The sequence below is a fragment of the Yersinia aleksiciae genome (assembly GCF_001047675.1).
Lineage (GTDB): Bacteria > Pseudomonadota > Gammaproteobacteria > Enterobacterales > Enterobacteriaceae > Yersinia > Yersinia aleksiciae.
On record NZ_CP011975.1, the window covers coordinates 505936 to 526782 of the forward strand.

Sequence of the window (20847 nt, forward strand, 5' to 3'; positions counted from 1 at the left end):
TGATTATCGAAACATCGAATGGAGCTCCCCGTCCACATTCATTGGGTAACTTTCTTGCAAAATCATTAATGTTAATAATATTAAAGTCATGATAACAACGATGATTGAAAGCAGCATAAGCGCTAATAATGTGAGGTTGCTCACAAAGAAAACGATTTATCGAGAAAGCCTCTCCTGCCTCATGTTTACTTCATGGCACTGACATATCCGTTTCATATAGATCTGAACGCGGGTGTAATGCCCAGTGATATAAATAAATCACTGCCATGACAGGAAATCACGCCAATGAATCACGCCAATAATGAAAAAACGCAAACCTTGCTGAATCAGTTGCAGCATATTGTGGGTGCACGTTACTTGCTCACCAGCGAACGGCAGACCGAGCGATATCGTAAGGGTTTCCGCTCTGGGGTGGGGGAAGCCCTCGCCGTAGTATTCCCTTCAACGTTATGGCAGCAATGGCAATTGCTACAAGCCTGTGTGGCAGCCGATACCATTGTTATCATGCAGGCAGCCAATACCGGGTTAACTGAAGGTTCCACACCCAGCGGCAATGATTACGATAGACCGATTGTCATACTGAATACTTTGCGCCTCAATCAAATTCAGTTATTGAATGATGGTAAGCAAGTTATTGGTTTTCCTGGGAGTACTCTGAATCAGCTAGAGAAACTGCTGAAACCTTATGATCGTGAACCGCATTCAGTGATTGGGTCATCTTGTATTGGCGCTTCCGTGGTTGGCGGTATTTGTAATAACTCAGGTGGATCTTTGGTTCAACGAGGGCCGGCATACACTGAAATGGCACTGTATGCGCAAATTGATACACAAGGTGAATTACAATTAATTAATCACTTAGGAATAGATTTAGGCAATACACCCGAAGAGATCCTGCAACGTCTGGAACAAGGTGAATATCGAGCCAGTGATATTAAACAAGGCGCAGAACAAACCTCAGACCACGAATATGCCACTCGAGTCCGAGATATTGATGCACCGACCCCTTCCCGCTTTAATGCTGATCCCAGACGCTTATTTGAAGCTTCCGGCTGCGCCGGTAAATTAGCGATATTTGCCGTACGACTGGATACTTTCCCGAGTGAAAAACAGCAGCAAGTCTTTTATATCGGTACCAATCAAACCCAAGTGTTGACTGAATTACGCCGCGCTATTTTACGTGACTTCAAGCAGTTGCCTGTAGCTGGCGAGTATATGCACCGCGATATTTTCGATATCGCCGAAGTGTACGGCAAAGACACTTTTATCATGATAAATAGGATCGGTACCAATAACATCCCCCGCTTCTTTAGCTTAAAAGGCAAAATTGATGCCCGTTTGAGTAAAGTCCCTTTTCTCATCGACCACTTAACAGATCGGGTAATGCAAGGCTTCAGCCAGGTACTGCCTAATCATCTGCCTAAGCGCCTTAAAACGTATCGTAATAAATATGAGCATCATCTACTGCTTAAAATGTCAGGCGATGGCATTGCGGAAGCACAGCAATTTTTGAAAGACTTTTTTGCCACAGCGGAAGGTAATTTTATTACCTGCACCGCAGATGAAGGTAAAAAGGCATTTTTACACCGATTTGCAGCAGCAGGTGCTGCGGTGCGCTATCACGCTGTTCACTCAGACAAAGTGGAAGATATTCTGGCACTGGATATTGCCCTACGACGCAATGAAGAGCAGTGGTTTGAGGCTCTTCCACCGGAAATAGATCAATGTCTGGTCGCCAAGCTCTATTATGGCCACTTCCTGTGTCATGTATTCCATCAGGATTATATTGTGAAGAAAGGTGTCGATACCCAAGCACTAAAACAGAAGATGCTGGCGCTGTTGAATGACAAAGGTGCGGAATACCCAGCGGAGCATAATGTCGGGCATCTTTATATTGCTAAACCCGCATTGAGGGCGTTTTATCAGCAGAACGATCCAACCAACAGCTTTAACCCTGGGATCGGCAAAACGTCAAAATTGAAGTACTGGCAAGAGAAATGATGACCACCTATCGCATTGAATAAAGTGTTATCTGAGTGGCAGCCCTATATCATCTTCATTCAGACTAAAGCTATAAGCAGAATTTACAGCCTTAATTGCAAATTCTGCCATTCAATGCCCCTGAGATACTTATTCTGAAACCTGAGCTAAACGTGCTTGGGTATCTTTTTGCTGTCGATAGCTTTTCGCTGCACCAGGAATCGGTGCAGCTTTGCCGGTTTCCATCCAACTACGTAGGCGGTTTGCATCAGCAAAGTGGGTATACTTGCCAAAAGCATCTAACACCACGAGTGCGACAGGGCGATTACCAATAACGGTACGCATCGCCAGACAGTGCCCAGCTTGGTTAGTAAAACCCGTTTTTGTCAGCTGAATATTCCATTTATCGTTATAAACCAAATGGTTAGTATTACGGAAAGGCAATGTGTAATTGGGGTCACGGAAAGTGGCCATTTTCTCTGTCGTGGTACTCAACTGCCCAATTAGTGGATATTGCTTGGTCGCTATCAGCAGTTTTGTCAGGTCACTAGCCGTGGAGACATTATTAATCGACAGGCCGGTGGGTTCGACATAACGTGTTTTCGTCATTCCCAAAGATTTGGCTTTCGCATTCATTGCCTTGATAAATGCGTTATAACCACCAGGATAGTGATGAGCCAGACTGGCCGCAGCACGGTTTTCTGACGACATTAATGCCAGCAGCAGCATATCTTTTCGGCTAATTTCACTGTTGACCCGAACTCGCGAAAATACCCCTTTCATCTCTTTAGTTTGATGAATATCGACGGAGATAATCTCATCGAGAGGTAATTTAGCATCCAATACCACCATGGCTGTCATCAGTTTAGTGATCGACGCAATAGGGACGACTTCATCTGGATTATTGGCATAAATGACTTTATTTGTTTGTAGATCAACCACCATTGCACTCCCGGACGCCAGCTCCAAGGGGGCCTTCCCTTTAGTCTCAGTCGTTCCACCACTGGCTGCGGCTAAAGGGGCAACACTGATGCCAGTCGATAAAAGCAAAATACTTAATAATGCAGAACGGATTTTCACATGCATGTTCATCAGCTTAAATAGGTTGTTGGGAGTGATTGTGGTTGGTCCAGCGCATTATAAATTACAGCAATGCCCCGCGCATCACACATTCTCCAAATGATTGTTACAAAGATTAAGGCTGAGTAATCATTGCCCAAAGGTAAACATTTTTCAGTGGTAACAGGGCATGTCGTGATTGTAAGGCGTATTTTGAACGATAACGGTTGTTTATAAAACAATCAAGGCCCACTAGATATACCTTGGTCAGGGAGATTACTTTAAGTAGATTATATGACGGTGAAGTAAATTTGTGCAGGCATTAACCGCAGAAACCTAAACTGTAGCTCAATAGTAGTAAAAAAGATCCTGCTAAATTAATTATTGACTTATAATTGTCAGCATGATTTTTAATAATTCAGATTTATAGGTATTAATATGGGAACGACAATTTTTGGTATTATCTTCGGTGTATTTTTGATAGCGGCAGGTTTAGCTGATATTCATGATGAAAATCTTACATCACTGACATTTTGGGTTGATGCATTACTGATTTTTATTGGCGCTGTATTCCTATTAGGTATAGCTAAATTTATTGGTCGCAAGAAGAAATAGCCATACATTATCATTGATCATAAAAGGCGTGTAATGCGTCTTTTACTCGCGTGACTATATACTCTTTAATCGTTATTACAAACCTCATAAATTTGTAGCCTAATATCAATTCGAAACTTAATCATTAACATTTTAAATGTATATTTCTATTTTAGTCCTTTCTGGGCTAGACATAACCTGTGTATTATACTTCACTGCACGAGCATGCTTTCTTTATGTATCTTCATATAAATAGAGATATTATATTATTGCACAATAGTTATTAGCCGTTATCGTGCAGCTACCTTAAGAAGGAACTTATTGATGAAAAATACCCCTATTACATTAATATTACTTATGAGCGGTTTAGTGGAGGTAGGCTCTGCATCTGCCAGTGAGATTACACTATGGCGCGAGCCAGCGCCTATCGTAAAAGAAGGGAAATATTACAGTCTTATCGTGGATCGAGGCGAACTGCAAAAAGCAGTCAAAAGTAGCAATAATGATTATCTCTTCTCTGAGAAAGGAAGTGGTATTAAGCCCTTAGTGATAATCGGGACGCCACTCGAAATTTCAGAATTTTTGATTAAAAACGAAACTCGAGGTATCGAAAACCATATTAAAGATCTTCCTGATATTTATATGGGCATCACAAATTATGTGCCGCATAAGCGCTTTAGCGGTTTATTCCCATTACATGATCTGTTGAGTAAAACTGTCATGCAGGCATTAAAATTCGTCCCGGTTGGCACTATCGTAACTGATGCTGCGGGTATGCCTTCTAATATAAATGAAATGTACCAAGTTATTAAGCAGTTAAGCCATAAAGAGAAAGCCGATGGCAATGTGCTTTATGTTAAGTTCAGCTATCTTCCAGAAGATGGAATGAAAAAAGTGGCGACTAAAACAGTAAGCTTCGGTAAAATTCTCAAAATAATGCGGCATGAAGGGCATTAAAAATCTCATAAATATGACTGTTGTAAACACGTACAGTTGATCCGTTTGCAACAGCTTTTACTTACCTATTTCCGTGCAAAAAAGTTAATAACTGAATGATTGAGTATTAACTTAACAGATATCTGCAAATCAAATGCGTTGAATTGCCAGTGCGATATCTTTCGAGGTTTTTAACGCACGTATTTCACTGAATAAGTCCGTAGCTTCACTGTATTCTTTACGTAGATAGCCTAGCCACTGTTTGATGCGCGCCACATGATATAAACCGGTATCACCCTGCTTTTCCAACTGTACATATTTTTGTAGCAGTTTGACCACTTCCGGCCACAGCATACGCGGTTCGTTATACTTAACAACGCGACTCAGATTAGGGACATTCAGCGCACCGCGCCCTAACATCACTGCATCACAGCCCGTGACGCTCATGCACTCTTGCGCACTCTGGTAATCCCAGATTTCACCGTTGGCGATCACCGGGATAGTGAGGCGCTGGCGGATTTCGCCTATGGCCTGCCAGTTGATCCGTTCAGCCTGATAGCCATCTTCTTTGGTTCGGCCATGTACCGCCAATTCTGTCGCACCTGCTTGCTGTACAGCATCGGCGATCTCAAACTGACGATCACCAGAATCCCAACCTAAGCGGATTTTAACGGTGACCGGTAAATGCGCAGGCACAGCTTCACGCATTGCCTTTGCGCCCTGATAAATCAGTTCAGGATCTTTCAGCAATGTGGCTCCACCGCCACTGCCGTTAACCAGCTTTGAAGGGCAACCACAGTTTAAATCGACGCCATATGAGCCAAGTTCTACTGCGCGGGCGGCGTTTTCCGCCAGCCACTCGGGATACTGCCCCAGTAATTGGATACGAACTAATGTGCCAGACTGAGTGCGACTTTGATTATGCAATTCAGGACACAAGCGGTAGAAGGATTTCGCAGGCAATAGCTGATCGACCACTCGCAGGAACTCGGTGATACAAAGGTCATAATCATTCACTTCACTGAGTAATTGGCGCACCAGTGAATCTAATACACCTTCCATCGGTGCCAATATTACCCGCATGCTAATTATCTCGATCCATTATTCATACCATGACACTTTCCGGCCCCTGGCTATCAACTCCACCCAGTATAACCCTAAAAAAGACCGGCAATAATACGGGGGAATAGAGACGTAAAACAAGGGATAACCGTTTCGTCGCTGCAATTGAGATGAAAAAAAACCGCCTCCAAGAAGAAGCGGTTTCATCAGCAAACAGCATTTGCAGCTTATTCGCCCGGATTGCGGCTACGTCCGCGAGAGGACGGGCCGGCTGGACGGCGTTGACCATCAGCCTGGCTACGTGGACGACTGTTACGACTATCGCCACGACCTGCTGCCCCTCCCCCATTTTGTGGACGACCTGCGCTGCTGCCACGGCCCATTCCTGGACGTTGCGCGCCACGGCCCTGGCGGCCATTTTGAATCGGATCAGCTTTAATGCTTGGGTCCGGCTCATAGCCTTCCAGCGCAATGCGTGGAATTTCACGTTTCAGCAAACGTTCGATATCACGCAGCAGTTTGTGCTCATCAACGCAAACCAGTGAAATCGCTTCACCGGTACGTTCCGCGCGGCCAGTACGGCCAATACGGTGCACATAATCTTCTGGAACGTTTGGCAACTCATAGTTAACCACATGAGGTAACTGATCGATATCCAGACCACGAGCAGCGATATCAGTCGCGACCAGTACCCGGATTTTGCCGTCTTTAAAATCAGCCAGTGCACGAGTACGTGCGCCTTGGCTCTTATTACCGTGAATAGCGGCGGCAGTGATGCCGTCTTTATTCAGCTGTTCGGCCAAATGGTTCGCGCCGTGTTTAGTGCGGTTAAACACCAACACTTGCTGCCAGTTGCCTTCGCCAATCATCTGAGATAACAGCTCGCGTTTGCGGTTTTTATCCACAAAATGAACGCTTTGGGTGATTTGCTCAGAAGCCGTATTACGGCGAGCCACTTCAACCGAGACCGGGTTGTGCAGCAGTTTGCTGGCCAAACCTTTAATCTCATCAGAGAAGGTAGCGGAGAACAGCAGGTTCTGGCGCTTAGCTGGCAGTTTGGCCAATACGCGACGAATATCGTGAATAAAGCCCATATCCAGCATGCGGTCAGCTTCGTCCAACACCAAAATCTCAATTTTGGAGAGGTCAACGGCGTTCTGATGTTCCAGATCCAGTAAACGGCCTGGAGTGGCAACCAAAATATCGACACCACCACGCAATTTCATCATCTGTGGGTTAATGCTAACGCCACCAAATACCACCAGCGAACGCAGCTTCAGGTATTTGCTGTAACTCTGTACGTTTTCGTCAATCTGCGCAGCCAGTTCACGAGTTGGCGTTAAAATCAACGCGCGCACCGGGCGACGACCTTTAATTGGTTCTTGGTTCTGGTTAAGCAGTTGCAACAGCGGCAAGGTGAAGCCCGCAGTTTTACCGGTACCGGTTTGAGCACTGGCCATTAAATCACGGCCTTCCAGTACCACAGGGATTGCCTGACGCTGTATTGGCGTCGGCACAAGATAGCCCTGCTCTTCAACAGCACGCAGGATGTCGGCGTTTAGGCCGAGAGAATCAAATGACATATTACGAGAAGCTCCAGATCTTCCCAATCCCGGCGATATCGTCAGGTGCAGTTTCAAGGGAAGATTATCAGACGAGGCATGAATTGAGGCATTACCACGAGGATTGGCACAAACTGCAGTGCACCATTGCGGCTGATTATAACAGATGTTTAGCAAGAAAAGGGATATTTACACGCTTATTCAGTTTTTTAATGCGACATACATCAGAAAAACTGACTTATTACTGGCTATTAATCCAGCTCAGCTCACAAAAATAGGGCTTTGACGCGCCATAACTTTACAGATTCACAAGGTGAGCCTAAAGTTAATCATATGATTGATTTATTATTTAGCCATCTATTAATATTGGCATAAATGAGATTCATCTAAAACCCGTTGACCGAGTAGGGAGCCTATGTCCCATTCCACCCCTCATGCCTTAACCTCATCTGTGCCAGTGACCAGTCGTGGTGAGCAAGCACGTCAGCAACTGATTCAGGCAGCAACCGAATTATTTGGTGAACTGGGCCTGAAAGGCGCGACGACCCGAGAGATTGCGCAGCGGGCAGGTCAAAATATTGCCGCCATCACTTACTATTTCAACTCTAAAGAGGGGTTGTATCTGGCGGTGGCTCAGCAAATCGCTGATTTTATCCAGCAAGCCTTTTCCCCGTTGGCGCAGGAGATTGACCAATTCCTCCAGCGCCCGCTGCAGGATCAAACTGCCGAGCAACAGTTGCACTATATTCGCCGTGGGTTACTGGAGTTCAGTCATTTAATGACCCAACCAGAAACCTTAAATATGAGCAAAATCATGGCGCGTGAGCAACTCTCACCCAGTGATGCCTACCCGCTGATTCATGCCCAAGCCATTGCGCCATTGCACCAAAAATTGAACCTGCTGCTGGCTGCATTCATTGGTGCTGATGCCAGTGCAACTAAAACTATTCTTCATACCCATGCATTGATTGGTGAGGTTTTGGCTTTTCGTATGGGCCGCGAGACGATCCGCCGACAAGCGGGTTGGCAGGAGATTGGTCAGGCTGAAATTGAGATGATTAATCAGGTGCTTATCGAACATATTGACCTGCTTCTTTACGGATTGCGGGCCAAGGCAGCAAAGTGAAATCGCGACTGTTTTCTCATAAAGATCATGACGGTGGTGATAAAAGTCAGTAACAGATAGGGAGCATTATGAATCGCAAGAAGATTATTGTGGCCGTTGTTATTGTCGCCCTGTTGGCGGCGATGGGTTACGGATGGAGTTATTATCGTCAGCAACACGACTCATCATTGACGCTGTACGGCAATGTAGATATCCGCACGGTGAATCTGGGTTTTCGGGTCGGTGGCCGTCTGGCATCGTTGGCGGTTGATGAAGGGGACGACATCCAGCCGGGGCAACGACTGGGGAAATTGGATGACGGCCCTTATCTCAATGCACTCAAACAGGCGCAGGCCAATGTACAAAGTGCGCAGGCACAGCTGGCGTTGCTGAAAGCAGGCTACCGCGACGAAGAGATCGCGCAGGTAAAATCGGAAGTTTCCCAACGTGAGGCTGCGTTCAGCTACGCCGATAGCTTCCTGAAACGGCAACAGGGGTTGTGGGCCAGCAAAGCCACCTCAGCTAACGAGCTGGAAAATGCCCGCACGGCGCGTAATCAGGCGCAAGCCAATCTACAAGCGTCGAAAGATAAACTCGCTCAATATTTAAGTGGTAACCGTCCGCAGGAAATTGCACAGGCCGAGGCCAATCTGGCCCAGGCGGAAGCTGAACTGGCTCAAGCCCAGCTCAATCTGCAAGACACCACCCTACTCTCCCCATCCGCAGGCACTGTGCTGACCCGCGCAGTTGAACCGGGGACTATTCTATCCGCCAGCAATACCGTCTTTACCCTCTCACTGACCGACCCTGTCTGGGTGCGGGCCTATGTCAGTGAGCCCAACTTAGATAAAGCCATTCCGGGAACACAGGTGGAAGTTTTCACCGATGGCCGCCCAGACAAGCCTTATCACGGCAAGATAGGTTTCGTGTCGCCGACCGCCGAATTTACGCCTAAAAGTGTCGAAACGCCGGATTTGCGCACTGACCTGGTTTATCGCTTACGAATTATCATCACAGACGCTGATGATTCACTCAGACAAGGTATGCCGGTCACCGTCCGTTTTGCACAACCTTAAGGCGGCATAAGTTATGAATGGAATCCAGCATCTCATCACTCTGGATGGCGTTGAAAAGCGCTTCCCCGGACTGGATCACCCGGCTGTCGCCAGCCTGACGACTGAGATCCGCAGTGGCGCGGTCACCGGTTTAGTCGGGCCGGACGGGGCCGGTAAAACCACCTTGCTGCGTATGTTGGCCGGATTGCTCAAACCCAGCCAAGGTAAGATGACGGTAGTGGGCCTCGATCCGCTGGAAAACGATCGCCAGTTACACTCAATTCTTGGCTATATGCCGCAGAAATTTGGTTTATATGAAGATCTGACGGTGATGGAGAACTTGACGCTGTATGCCGATCTACGTGGGGTGACGGGCGAACAGCGCCGCCAGACCTTTGAACGCCTGCTGACCTTTACTGATTTGACCCGCTTTACTGAACGCTTAGCGGGCAAACTATCCGGCGGAATGAAACAGAAACTGGGCCTGGCCTGCACTCTGGTCGGTCAGCCCAAAGTCTTGCTACTTGACGAGCCAGGTGTGGGGGTCGATCCCATCTCACGCCGTGAGTTATGGCGCATGGTACATGAGCTGGCGAGCGACGGTATGCTCATCCTTTGGAGCACCTCCTATCTGGATGAAGCGGAGCAATGCCGCGAAGTCTTGCTGCTGAATGAAGGGAAATTGCTGTATAGCGGCGCGCCGCAGAGTCTCACGCAGCGCATGAGTGGCCGCACGATTCTGGTGGCCGCCCAAAGCGGAACCAACCGTAAACTGTTACAACATGCCCTCACCTTGCCGCAGGTCAGTGATGGGGTGATTCAGGGCAAATATGTGCGGTTGATCCTCAAGCCGGAGGTCGATCACCACCAACTACTGCCCCTGCTCAATCAGCCCAATGCCGAAATGATGGAGGCAGAACCCCGCTTTGAAGATGCCTTTATCGACCTGTTGGGTGGTGGCCCAGCCAGTGAGTCGGCACTGGCGAAAATCATGCCTAAAGTGGAAGGCAGTCATGATGAAACGGTGATTGAAGCCCAAGAGTTAACCAAGAAATTTGGTGATTTTGCCGCGACTGACCATGTGAATTTTAAGGTAAAGCGCGGTGAGATCTTTGGCTTACTGGGGCCAAATGGTGCCGGTAAATCGACCACATTTAAAATGATGTGCGGTCTGTTGGTGCCAAGCTCCGGTAACGCATTGGTGCTGGGAATGGATCTAAAGACCAGCTCCGGTAAGGCACGGCAACATTTAGGCTATATGGCGCAAAAATTCTCGCTGTACGGCAATCTCACGGTTGAACAAAACCTGAAGTTTTTCTCCGGTGTTTATGGCCTGCGAGGCAAAACGCAGCGCGATAAAATAGCAGATATGACTTCAGCCTTTAATTTTACGCCGATTCTCAAGCAGACGCCGGACTCGCTGCCGCTGGGGTTTAAGCAGCGGCTGGCGCTGGCCTGCGCCTTGATGCATGAGCCGGATATCCTGTTTCTTGATGAACCAACCTCAGGGGTCGACCCGCTGACGCGCCGCGAGTTTTGGCTGCATATCAATGGGATGGTCGATAAAGGTGTGACCGTCATGGTGACCACCCACTTTATGGATGAAGCGGAGTACTGCGACCGTATCGGACTGGTTTACCGTGGCAAAATTATTGCGGCGGGCACGCCGGATGAGCTAAAGCAGCAGGTCGCTACTGATGAGATTCTAAATCCATCAATGGAAGAGGCATTTATCGGGTTGGTTCAGCGCTATGACCAGCAAAACGATAAGGAGCAATCGTCATGACCGAGCCACATCCATTACCGACAAATCAGTCATCGACAGATAGAACGTCGGTAAATGAGGGTGAAACCTATCAAGACACTGGGTTTTCCTGGCGTCGGTTGCGTGCCTTATGCCGAAAAGAGACCCGTCAAATTCTGCGTGACCCCAGCAGTGGGTTGATCGCATTCGTCATCCCGCTACTGCTGCTGTTTATTTTTGGCTATGGCATCAATCTGGACTCCAGCAAGCTGCATATTGGCATTTTAATGGAGCAGCAGAGCAAACCCGCGCAGGATCTGGCGAACGCCTTTGCCAGTTCGCCCTACATTACGCCGCAAATTAGCGATGATCGTCCGGCGCTGATTCAGGCGATGCAAGCGGGGAAAATTCGCGGCTTAATCGTGATCCCGAATGACTTTGCCGAGCAACTGGCGCGGCCAGAGAGTCAAGCGCCGATTCAGGTGATTACCGATGGTAGCGAACCGAATACCGCCAACTTTGTGCAGGGCTACGCGCAAGGCGTGTGGCAACTCTGGCAGCAACAGCAAGCGCAAAACCTAGGGCAAAAAAATGATCCGCTGATTGAGGTTCAGGTGCGTTATTGGTTTAACCCCGCAGCCATCAGCCGACACTTCATTATCCCCGGCGCGATTACCATTATCATGACGGTTATTGGTGCAATTCTGACCTCATTGGTGATTGCCCGTGAGTGGGAGCGCGGTACCATGGAGGCGCTACTGTCGACTCAAGTGACGCGCAGCGAGTTACTGCTGTCGAAGCTGATCCCCTATTACGTCCTCGGCATGATCGCCATGACACTCTGCATGGTGGTGGCGGTATTTATCCTTGGTGTGCCTTATCGTGGCTCACTGTGGATATTGTTCGTCATGACCAGCCTGTTTTTAGCCAGCACGCTAGGGATGGGGCTGCTAATTTCGACCATCACCCGCAATCAATTCAATGCGGCGATGGTGGCACTGAACGCCGCATTTCTACCTGCGGTCATGCTGTCGGGGTTTATTTTCGAAATTGACAGCATGCCAGCAATAGTGCGCGCGGTGACCTATATCATTCCTGCCCGCTACTTTGTCAGTAGCCTGCAAACCCTATTCCTGGCGGGAAATATCGGCACCGTGTTGGTGGTTAATCTACTGTTCCTCATCGCCTCGGCGGCCGTGTTTATCGGCCTGACGGCATGGAAAACACAACGCAGATTAGATTAAGCATCGGTGAGATTAACGGAAGGAAGCAAAATATGTTTCATCGCCTCTACACATTGATTATCAAAGAGTTACAGTCACTACTACGCGAGCCGCAAACCCGCGCGATATTAATCATGCCCGTGATATTGCAGGTGGTCTTATTCCCATTCGCCGCCACTTTGGAAGTGACCAACGCCACCATCGCCATTTACAGTGAAGACAGCGGCAAAGCCTCGGTGGAACTCACCCAGCGCTTTGCGAAAGCCGAGGCATTTTCCCATGTGTTGCTGCTGCACAGCCCACAAGAGATCCAACCGGTGATTGATAACCAGAAAGCGCTGCTGTTGATTCGCTTCCCGGAACAATTCAGCGCGGATTTGGCGAACGGTAAAACCACTCAGTTACAGTTAGTGCTGGATGGGCGTAACTCTAATAGTGCTCAAATTGCGGCGAATTACATTCAGCAAATTGTGCGTGATTACCAGCTAGAGTTAACCGCCGGACAAATTAAGCCCAATAACAGCGAATTAGTGATCCGAAATTGGTATAACCCGAATCTGGACTACAAATGGTTTGTGGTGCCGTCATTGATTGCGATGATAACCACCATCGGCGTACTGATTGTGACCGCACTCTCTGTGGCACGTGAGCGCGAGCAAGGCACACTGGAACAGTTGCTAGTCTCCCCACTGACCACCTGGCAGATTTTTATTGGCAAGGCTGTTCCGGCACTGATTGTCGCCGCCTTCCAGGCAAGTATCGTGTTGTTTATTGGTATCTTTTTCTACCAGATCCCCTTTGCCGGTTCACTGGCGCTGTTTTACGGCACCATGCTGCTCTACGGTTTGTCGTTAGTGGGTTTTGGCTTGCTGATCTCATCATTGTGCTCCACTCAGCAGCAGGCATTTATCGGTGTGTTTGTATTTATGATGCCCGCGATTCTGCTTTCTGGTTATGTCTCGCCAGTAGAGAATATGCCGGTTTGGCTACAAAACATCACTTGGGTCAATCCTATCCGTCACTTTACTGATATCACCAAACAGATTTATCTCAAGGATGCCAGTTTCGATATTATCTGGCACAGTTTGTGGCCGCTGTTGGTGATCACCGCCACGACGGGGAGTGTAGCCTATGGGATGTTTAGGCGGAAAATAGCCTAAAGGGGCAGGGACAGATTTCGGTTGATATTCGGTTTCGTGATTAGCTTCATCCCCAAAAAACAAAAAGGACACCAAACTGGTGTCCTTCATCAATCTCACGCCACTAGCCTAAACTGGCGAAACCTCATTAACGACGGTTGCCGAAAATCCGCAACAACATCAGGAACAGGTTGATAAAATCAAGATACAGGGTTAACGCGCCGACGATAGAGTACTTACGGAAGCTATCTCTATCATTAGCATCCAACTGTGCCCCCATATTCTTCAGCTTCTGAGTGTCGTAAGCGGTCAAGCCAACAAACACTAACACGCCGATATAGGTCACAGCCCACATTAATGCCGGGCTTTTCAGCCAGATATTAACAATCGATGCCAATACGATACCGATCAGGCCCATAAACAGCATGCTACCCATGCCGCTCAAATCGCGCTTGGTGGTGTAGCCGTAGAAGCTCATCGCACCAAACATACCCGCACAAATGATAAAGGTGCTGGCAATCGAAGCACCGGTGTACATGATCAAGACACTGGAAAGTGTCAGACCGGTTAACGCGGAATAGAGCATGAACAGGCTGGTTGCCATCGAACCACTCAGGCGATTAACCATGCCAGAAATCACAAACACCAAACCTAACTGAGCAATAATCAGCCCGAAAAAGGTGATTTGGCTAGAGAAGATAAAGTTAAGTACCGCAGGGGTATTCGCTGCGTACCAGGCGACAACCGCCGTTAATAACAGACCACAGGTCATCCAGCCGTATACCTGCGCCATATATGCCTGAATGCCAGAGTTGGCACGTTCGACAATAGAACCATTAGAGCGTGGATAGCGATCCATGGTAGTTACCTTATGCATATAAATAATGAAACAGGCTATCAACTGACAGCCCACCGACTCTTTTAGGTTACCACAGAAGTACCCTAAACAAGGGAGTAAAAATAGGTATTTAGCGCTGATCTTTACATGGGTTTACGTACGATTTACCAGCGCTTGGCAGCGGCATGATCACTGTCCCGCGATTCGACCCAACGTTCGCCATCCGCCGTGGCTTCCCGTTTCCAAAAAGGGGCGCGTGTTTTGAGGTAATCCATAATAAATTCAGCCGCATCGAATGCCATGCCACGATGCGCGCTGGTCACGCCGACAAAGACGATTTCGTCTCCGGGGAACAGCGGCCCAACACGGTGCATCACGGCGACCCGCTGTAGGGGCCAACGGCTACGGGCTTCAGCAATAATGTCAGCCAGCGCTTTCTCGGTCATGCCGGGGTAGTGTTCCAGCGTCAGCGCACTGACACTTTCGCCCAAATTATGGTTGCGCACTTTGCCAGTAAAGGTCACGACGGCACCGTCTTCGTCGCACTGCGATAACCATTGATATTCATCGCCGACGTTGAAGGTTTCAGGCCCGACGTGGATTCGAGTGTGCTCCATCATCACCCCCCTGTTACCGGCGGGAAGAAAGCCACTTCATCACCGGCAACCAGTGGATGCTGAGTGCTAACCAACGATTGGTTGACCGCCGTGAGCAATTTGCCCTCTTCAAGCGCTAACTGCCAGCGTTCGCCACGTTGACAGAGCGACTGTCTCAGTGCTTCGACAGTTGGAAACTCCGCCGCCAGTTGCAGGCGGTCAGTTCCCACCAGTTCACGGACTTGAGCAAAAAAGAGAATCTGAATCATGGGTTCACCTTAAAATCACCAGATTTCCCGCCACTTTTCGTCAACAGGCGAATCGGGCCAATTATCATGTCTTTTTGTACCGCTTTGCACATATCGTAAATCGTCAGTGCCGCCACGGAAGCCGCCGTCAGGGCTTCCATCTCGACGCCAGTTTTACCGGTCAGGCGGCAACAGGACTCAATGCGTACCCGATTGTGCTCTGGCTGTGCTTCCAATTGGACTTCCACTTTGGTTAGCAGCAGCGGATGACACAGTGGGATCAGTTCCCAGGTGCGCTTGGCGGCTTGAATTCCGGCAATTCGTGCAGTGGCAAATACATCGCCTTTGTGGTGGCTACCCTCAATAATCATTGCCAGTGTCGCGGCCCGCATCTCAACAAAAGCTTCCGCACGTGCTTCGCGCACGGTTTCAGCTTTGGCGGAGACATCCACCATGTGGGCTTCGCCAGCGGCGTTAATGTGGGTTAGTTGTGCCATAAGTAATCCTATTCCCTTCGTTCTTGACGTTGTAGGGCATCAGCCGCCAATAAACGATAAGTTCTGCGTAATGCCGCTGTTGCCCTGATGCAGGAAATGGGTCTGCTTCTTGGTTTGCAGTGCACTCTGAATTCGTGCCATTAACTCATCTTGCTGATCGTCACTGCCCAGCAGATCACGCAGCGTAATGCCCTGTTCGCCAAATAAGCATAAATGCAGATTGCCCAACGCTGAAACACGCAAGCGGTTACAACTGGCGCAGAAGTCTTTTTCGTATGGCATGATCAGCCCCACTTCCCCAACGTAATCAGGGTGATGGAACACTTGAGCCGGGCCATCACTGCGCGCGCGCTCTTGCTGTTGCCAACCTTGCTGGAGTAATTGCTGACGAATAACACCGCCAGAGACATGGTGCTTGCGGAATAGATTGCCGCCCTCGCCGGTTTCCATCAGTTCGATAAATCGCAGTTGGATTGGTCGGGGTTTTATCCAATCGAGGAAGGCGCTCAAATTGCGGTCGTTGACATCGCGCATCAGCACGGCATTGATTTTGACTTTGTCAAAACCAGCCTCAAAGGCGGCATCAATGCCTTGCATGACTTGATGAAATTTATCTTGCCCGGTGATAGCGTGAAATTGCCGTGGATCGAGGCTATCAACGCTGACGTTAATCGCTGTCAGCCCGGCTTCCCGCCATTGCACAGCATCACGCGCTAAGCGGTAACCATTGGTGGTCACTGCCAATGTACGGATCGCGGGATTTTGCCGGATAGTGGCGATGATATCGGTGAAATCACGTCGCATAGAGGGTTCACCACCCGTTAGGCGGATCTTTTCTGTTCCCAATAGAGCAAAGGCGCGGCTGACGCGGCTTATCTCGTCAAGGCTCAGAAAGCTTTTTAGTCCGTCAGGGCGATAACCATCCGGCAGGCAGTAGGTGCAGCGAAAGTTGCACACATCAGTGATCGATAGGCGCAAATAATAGAACTTGCGCGCAAATGCGTCAGTAAGTTGTACCATAACACCTTTCCAAATACGGGAGATGCAGGTATTTCTACCTCGCACCCTGGTGGCTTAAAGCCACGGCCAGAGCATCATATTGTCCGTAAACGAAAAGCGTATTCGCGACACGAGACAACGTAGACACTAAGGCTAGGAGTTTATGTTCAGTCACAGTTTGCGGACCATTTCTGAACCATGGTTTAAAAAGTAAAGCTGACAACAGCAGCAAAATGCTAAAAACCCTACTTTTCCTAAAGATTCTAACGCTAAAACGACAGGATAGCCAATCGCTGTTTTTCGCTATATACATTCATATACAACGAGTTAGCTAATAAAATTTACTGTTGCTTAGCCTATTTTAATCCACGTCCCATAACTTGTTTAAAATCACGAAAACAATGGCTTTTATCGCGTTTTCACAGCAAATCCGTTAACTTATGCAGCAATTTCACCATTAGCGATACCCAATAGATTTCAAGGTGCATGTCGGCACCTACAATTCAAAAGATGACGGGTATACTCTATTAGAACCAAGCACAATATTTAGACAGGAAAAACATGCGAAATCGCACATTAGCGGATCTCGATCGGGTGGTTGCATTAGGCGGTGGCCATGGGCTGGGCCGAGTGATGTCGGCCCTCTCCCCTTTAGGCTCGCGCCTGACGGGTATTGTCACCACCACCGATAATGGCGGCTCGACTGGACGCATACGTCGTTCAGAAGGCGGAATTGCTTGGGGCGATACCCGGAATTGCCTTAACCAATTGATTACTGAGCCAAGTGTGGCGTCTGCGATGTTCGAATACCGTTTTGCCGGTAATGGTGAATTGGCGGGCCACAATTTGGGGAATCTAATGCTCAAGGCGCTAGATCACCTCAGCATCCGCCCAATTGAAGCCATCAATCTGGTGCGTAGCTTGCTGAAAGTGGATGCCTGGCTCATCCCGATGTCCGAACACCCGGTAGATTTGCTGGCTATCGATAGTGACGGACATCCGGTTTACGGTGAGGTGAATATCGATCAATTGGCTCAGATGCCACAAGAGATGTTGCTGTCACCTCATGTCCACGCGACGCGGGAGGCAATCGAAGCCATCGGTCAAGCAGATGTCATTCTGATCGGCCCCGGCAGCTTTTTAACCAGCCTGATGCCACTGTTGCTGTTGGATGATTTAACGCAAGCTTTACGCCGCAGTTCTGCCAGCATGATCTACATCGGCAATCTAGGGCGTGAGCTCAGTGTCGCGGCAGCGGCACTCTCACTGCAAGAAAAGCTGGCCATCATGGAGAGCAAAATTGGCCGCAAAATTATTGATGCGGCAATTGTTAGCCCACGGATTGATATCAGTGGCGTAACAGATCGAATTATTGTCCAACAACCCTTGGAAGCCAAAGATATCCCTTACCGCCACGACCGTGAGCTACTACGCCAGGCACTGGAGGCCACGTTACAACAGCTGGGCGGTGCAGCTTCCGCGTAAGCGAGCCAGGGCATTACGCTTTGGATTTAGCTTGTAATGCCGCATTGTCAATCATATGGATATAGAGTGCTTCCACTTTAGCTCGTGCCCACGGGGTGCGGCGCAAAAATTTCAGGCTAGATTTAATGCTGGGATCACTGGTGAAGCAGTTGATCTGGATACGGTATCCCAGCTCTTCCCAGCCATAGTGCTCCACCAATTTGGTCAGCAATTGCTCCAGCGTAATACCGTGCAGCGGATCTTTGGATAGATGATCACTCATTATTTATCTCGCGCTTTATTAGGTGACAATTTTATCAGCCGCACACAGTAATCATGATTGGTTGATGCGACAAGTAAAATTCCCGATTTATCACCTCATGAACACCCACGCCCTCTCAGCAATTCTTGCCCATCAATTCCTGCTCATCAGGAGATGGCAATAAACTGCTGGCGCAACTGATGAACTTGGTCACGTAATTCGGCGGCCTGCTCAAACTCCAGATTCTGCGCGTAAGTGTACATTTTGGCTTCCAGCTCGCGGATTTTCTGATCCAGTGCTTTCGGTGGCAAGGACATGTAATTATTAGGATCTGCCGCTTTGCCCCCCCGCCCCTTCCCTTTACCACGAGTAGAAGGTTGGCCCAGTTGCAGCAGATCACCGATTTTCTTGTTAAGCCCTTGCGGAACAATGCCACGCTCTTCGTTGTAAGCTTGCTGTTTGGCGCGCCGCCGTTCTGTTTCACCAATGGCTTTTTCCATCGAGGCCGTGATTCGGTCACCATAGAGAATAGCTTTGCCGTTGAGGTTACGTGCTGCGCGGCCAATGGTCTGGATTAAGGAGCGTTCAGAACGCAGGAAACCCTCTTTATCGGCATCCAGGATGGCGACCAATGAAACCTCTGGCATATCCAAACCTTCCCGCAGCAAGTTGATGCCCACCAGCACATCAAACTCACCCAACCGTAAGTCACGAATAATCTCGACCCGTTCAACGGTATCAATATCCGAATGCAGGTAACGTACCCGTGCGCCATGCTCTGCGAGATACTCGGTCAGATCCTCGGCCATCCGTTTGGTCAAGGTGGTCACCAGCACCCGCTCGTTAATCGCAGCACGGATACGGATCTCTGATAGCAGGTCATCGACTTGTGTTGCGACAGGCCGCACTTCAATCAATGGGTCAAGCAGGCCAGTAGGCCGCACCACCTGCTCAATGATATCGCCACCGGATTTCTCCAGTTCATATTTGCCCGGCGTTGCCGAGACATAAATGGTTTGTGGGGCCGAGGCTTCAAACTCTTCAAAGCGCATCGGGCGGTTATCCAGCGCCGATGGCAGCCGGAAGCCATACTCCACCAGTGTCTCTTTACGTGAACGGTCACCTTTGTACATGCCACCAATTTGCGGAATGGTGACGTGGGACTCATCGACAATCAGCAAACCATCGGCGGGCAGATAGTCGAATAGCGTCGGCGGCGGTTCACCCGGTCCACGGCCCGAAAGGTAGCGGGAGTAGTTTTCGATGCCGGAGCAATAACCCAGCTCATTCATCATTTCGAGGTCAAACTGGGTCCGCTGAGCAATGCGCTGCTCTTCTAACAGTTTATTATTCTCTAACAGCACCTTACGCCGTTCAGCCAGTTCGATTTTAATCTCTTCCATGGCCTGCAAAATACGCTCCCGTGGGGTCACGTAGTGCGTTTTAGGGTAAACCGTAAAACGTGGCACTTCATGCTGCAATTGGCCTGTCAGTGGATCAAATATCGAGAGCCGTTCAACCTCTTCATCGAACAATTCAACCCGCAGTGCCCACTCATCAGACTCGGCCGGGAAGATATCGATAACCTCACCACGGACCCGAAAAGTCCCCCGTTGAAACACCTGATCGTTGCGGCTGTATTGCAGCTCTGACAAGCGACGTAGAATGGAGCGCTGATCGATAATCATGCCCTTGGTCAGGTGCAGCATCATTTTCAGGTATAAATCGGGGTCACCCAAACCATAAATGGCGGAGACCGAGGCAACCACAATCACGTCCCGCCGCTCCAGCAAGGCTTTGGTGGCAGACAGTCGCATTTGCTCGATATGTTCGTTTACCGAGGCGTCTTTTTCGATAAAAGTATCGGAGCTGGGAACGTAGGCTTCGGGCTGATAATAATCATAGTAGGAGACGAAATACTCTACCGCGTTATCAGGGAAGAACTCTTTCATCTCGCCATAAAGCTGGGCGGCCAATGTTTTATTCGGTGCCAGCACCATGGTCGGCCGATTCAAGTCAGCAATAACATTGGCGACTGTAAAGGTTTTGCCTGATCCCGTTACCCCTAACAGCGTCTGGTGGGCCAGACCATTTTCCAGCCCCTCCTCCAGTTTACGGATGGCATCAGGCTGATCGCCCGCTGGCTTAAACTCAGAATGTAGTTTGAATGCTTTACTCATGAATTTGCTACCCGCCGGAGAAACACACTATCAGGAGGCTAATTATGAAAGCCCCATAAATTTTTGCCACCCCTATGATACTGGATATAAAACCAGCTTCAAGCACCAAAGCGTAGGAATTTCTTTAATCATGAGATGATTTGCGTCGTTATAGTGATACTCAGGCGATAGTTGCACTGTAAAGGTATTTTTATCCCCAACAGTTAACATAAACACCTCAGTGATAATTAATTGATTAAAGATTACCCATCATCCCCAGTTATAATTTAGGATGCTTGATTTTAATTAACTAATTGAAAATAAATAG

At 48.7% G+C, this 20847-nt stretch carries 19 protein-coding genes and 1 riboswitch; of the genes, 9 read left to right on the top strand and 10 right to left on the bottom strand.

All coding sequences use genetic code 11. The features are described 5' to 3' along the window. Positions 1–285: 285 nt before the first annotated feature. Complete coding sequence (gene dld / locus ACZ76_RS02445) at positions 286–1998, top strand: D-lactate dehydrogenase (RefSeq protein ID WP_048616484.1); 1713 nt, start codon at positions 286–288, stop codon at positions 1996–1998. A gap of 129 nt (positions 1999–2127) precedes the next feature. Here the strand turns inward: dld and pbpG are convergent, their stop codons facing one another. Then, a complete protein-coding gene (gene pbpG, locus ACZ76_RS02450) occupies positions 2128–3063 on the bottom strand; it encodes a D-alanyl-D-alanine endopeptidase (RefSeq protein ID WP_048616486.1) in 936 nt (311 codons plus the stop codon). A gap of 411 nt (positions 3064–3474) precedes the next feature. On the opposite strand from pbpG, the gene ACZ76_RS19400 reads away from it, so the two are divergent. Both ACZ76_RS19400 and ACZ76_RS02460 read left to right on the top strand, forming a co-directional pair. Next, positions 3475–3651, top strand: coding sequence for a hypothetical protein (locus ACZ76_RS19400; protein ID WP_048616487.1), 177 nt, complete (start codon positions 3475–3477; stop codon positions 3649–3651). A gap of 303 nt (positions 3652–3954) precedes the next feature. Next, positions 3955–4587, top strand: a complete 633-nt coding sequence (locus tag ACZ76_RS02460; protein ID WP_048616490.1) for a hypothetical protein — start codon at positions 3955–3957, stop codon at positions 4585–4587. A gap of 129 nt (positions 4588–4716) precedes the next feature. Here the strand turns inward: ACZ76_RS02460 and dusC are convergent, their stop codons facing one another. Together dusC and rhlE are read right to left on the bottom strand one after the other, a co-directional pair. Beyond that, positions 4717–5649 carry a tRNA dihydrouridine(16) synthase DusC gene (gene dusC, locus ACZ76_RS02465; RefSeq protein ID WP_048616492.1) on the bottom strand — a complete coding sequence of 311 codons (933 nt, stop codon included), beginning with the start codon at positions 5647–5649 and terminating at the stop codon, positions 4717–4719. Positions 5650–5855: 206 nt separating this feature from the next. Then, positions 5856–7211: an ATP-dependent RNA helicase RhlE gene (rhlE, locus tag ACZ76_RS02470; RefSeq protein WP_004877142.1), complete on the bottom strand. Its 1356-nt coding sequence runs from the start codon at positions 7209–7211 to the stop codon at positions 5856–5858. Between the two features lie 394 nt (positions 7212–7605). Here rhlE and ACZ76_RS02475 point away from each other — a divergent pair, with 394 nt between their 5' ends. From ACZ76_RS02475 to ACZ76_RS02495, 5 genes are all read left to right on the top strand, one after another. Next, positions 7606–8316 carry a transcriptional regulator gene (locus tag ACZ76_RS02475; protein ID WP_048616495.1) on the top strand — a complete coding sequence of 237 codons (711 nt, stop codon included), beginning with the start codon at positions 7606–7608 and terminating at the stop codon, positions 8314–8316. A 68-nt stretch (positions 8317–8384) separates the two neighbouring features. After that, the gene (hlyD, locus tag ACZ76_RS02480; protein ID WP_048616497.1) at positions 8385–9371 is read left to right on the top strand and encodes a secretion protein HlyD; all 987 of its coding nucleotides are present in this window, start codon (positions 8385–8387) and stop codon (positions 9369–9371) included. A gap of 13 nt (positions 9372–9384) precedes the next feature. After that, positions 9385–11136: an ATP-binding cassette domain-containing protein gene (locus ACZ76_RS02485; RefSeq protein WP_048616500.1), complete on the top strand. Its 1752-nt coding sequence runs from the start codon at positions 9385–9387 to the stop codon at positions 11134–11136. Next, positions 11133–12338, top strand: coding sequence for an ABC transporter permease (locus tag ACZ76_RS02490; RefSeq protein WP_048616502.1), 1206 nt, complete (start codon positions 11133–11135; stop codon positions 12336–12338). The genes ACZ76_RS02485 and ACZ76_RS02490 overlap by 4 nt, the downstream gene beginning before the upstream one ends. A 32-nt stretch (positions 12339–12370) precedes the next feature. Further along, positions 12371–13477, top strand: a complete 1107-nt coding sequence (locus tag ACZ76_RS02495; RefSeq protein WP_048616504.1) for an ABC transporter permease — start codon at positions 12371–12373, stop codon at positions 13475–13477. 127 nt (positions 13478–13604) lie between these two features. On the opposite strand, the gene ACZ76_RS02500 is transcribed toward ACZ76_RS02495, so the two are convergent. The 5 genes from ACZ76_RS02500 to moaA all read right to left on the bottom strand — a co-directional run bounded on the left by ACZ76_RS02500 (position 13605) and on the right by moaA (position 16655). Further along, positions 13605–14315 carry a Bax inhibitor-1/YccA family protein gene (locus tag ACZ76_RS02500; RefSeq protein WP_048616506.1) on the bottom strand — a complete coding sequence of 237 codons (711 nt, stop codon included), beginning with the start codon at positions 14313–14315 and terminating at the stop codon, positions 13605–13607. A gap of 143 nt (positions 14316–14458) precedes the next feature. After that, positions 14459–14914 (bottom strand): molybdopterin synthase catalytic subunit MoaE, encoded by a 456-nt coding sequence (gene moaE / locus ACZ76_RS02505; RefSeq protein ID WP_074007577.1) that lies wholly within the window; start codon positions 14912–14914, stop codon positions 14459–14461. Continuing rightward, positions 14914–15159, bottom strand: a complete 246-nt coding sequence (moaD, locus tag ACZ76_RS02510) for a molybdopterin synthase sulfur carrier subunit (protein ID WP_048616510.1) — start codon at positions 15157–15159, stop codon at positions 14914–14916. Before moaD ends, moaE begins: the two co-directional genes overlap by 1 nt. Next, the gene (gene moaC, locus ACZ76_RS02515; protein WP_048616512.1) at positions 15156–15635 is read right to left on the bottom strand and encodes a cyclic pyranopterin monophosphate synthase MoaC; all 480 of its coding nucleotides are present in this window, start codon (positions 15633–15635) and stop codon (positions 15156–15158) included. The genes moaD and moaC overlap by 4 nt, the downstream gene beginning before the upstream one ends. A gap of 39 nt (positions 15636–15674) precedes the next feature. Then, positions 15675–16655 carry a GTP 3',8-cyclase MoaA gene (gene moaA / locus ACZ76_RS02520; RefSeq protein ID WP_048616514.1) on the bottom strand — a complete coding sequence of 327 codons (981 nt, stop codon included), beginning with the start codon at positions 16653–16655 and terminating at the stop codon, positions 15675–15677. After that, positions 16642–16806, bottom strand: a riboswitch (molybdenum cofactor riboswitch). (Overlaps the previous gene by 14 nt.) Before the next feature lie 389 nt (positions 16807–17195). Between moaA and yvcK the strand changes: the two genes are divergently transcribed. Next, positions 17196–18119 (top strand): uridine diphosphate-N-acetylglucosamine-binding protein YvcK, encoded by a 924-nt coding sequence (gene yvcK / locus ACZ76_RS02525; RefSeq protein WP_048616516.1) that lies wholly within the window; start codon positions 17196–17198, stop codon positions 18117–18119. Between the two features lie 13 nt (positions 18120–18132). On the opposite strand, the gene ACZ76_RS02530 is transcribed toward yvcK, so the two are convergent. Then, on the bottom strand, positions 18133–18381 hold the full coding sequence (locus ACZ76_RS02530; RefSeq protein WP_048616518.1) for a VF530 family protein: 249 nt from the start codon (positions 18379–18381) through the stop codon (positions 18133–18135). Between the two features lie 146 nt (positions 18382–18527). Next, entirely contained in the window at positions 18528–20540 is a 2013-nt protein-coding gene (gene uvrB, locus ACZ76_RS02535; RefSeq protein WP_048616519.1) for an excinuclease ABC subunit UvrB, read from the bottom strand. Between the last annotated feature and the right edge of the window lie 307 nt (positions 20541–20847).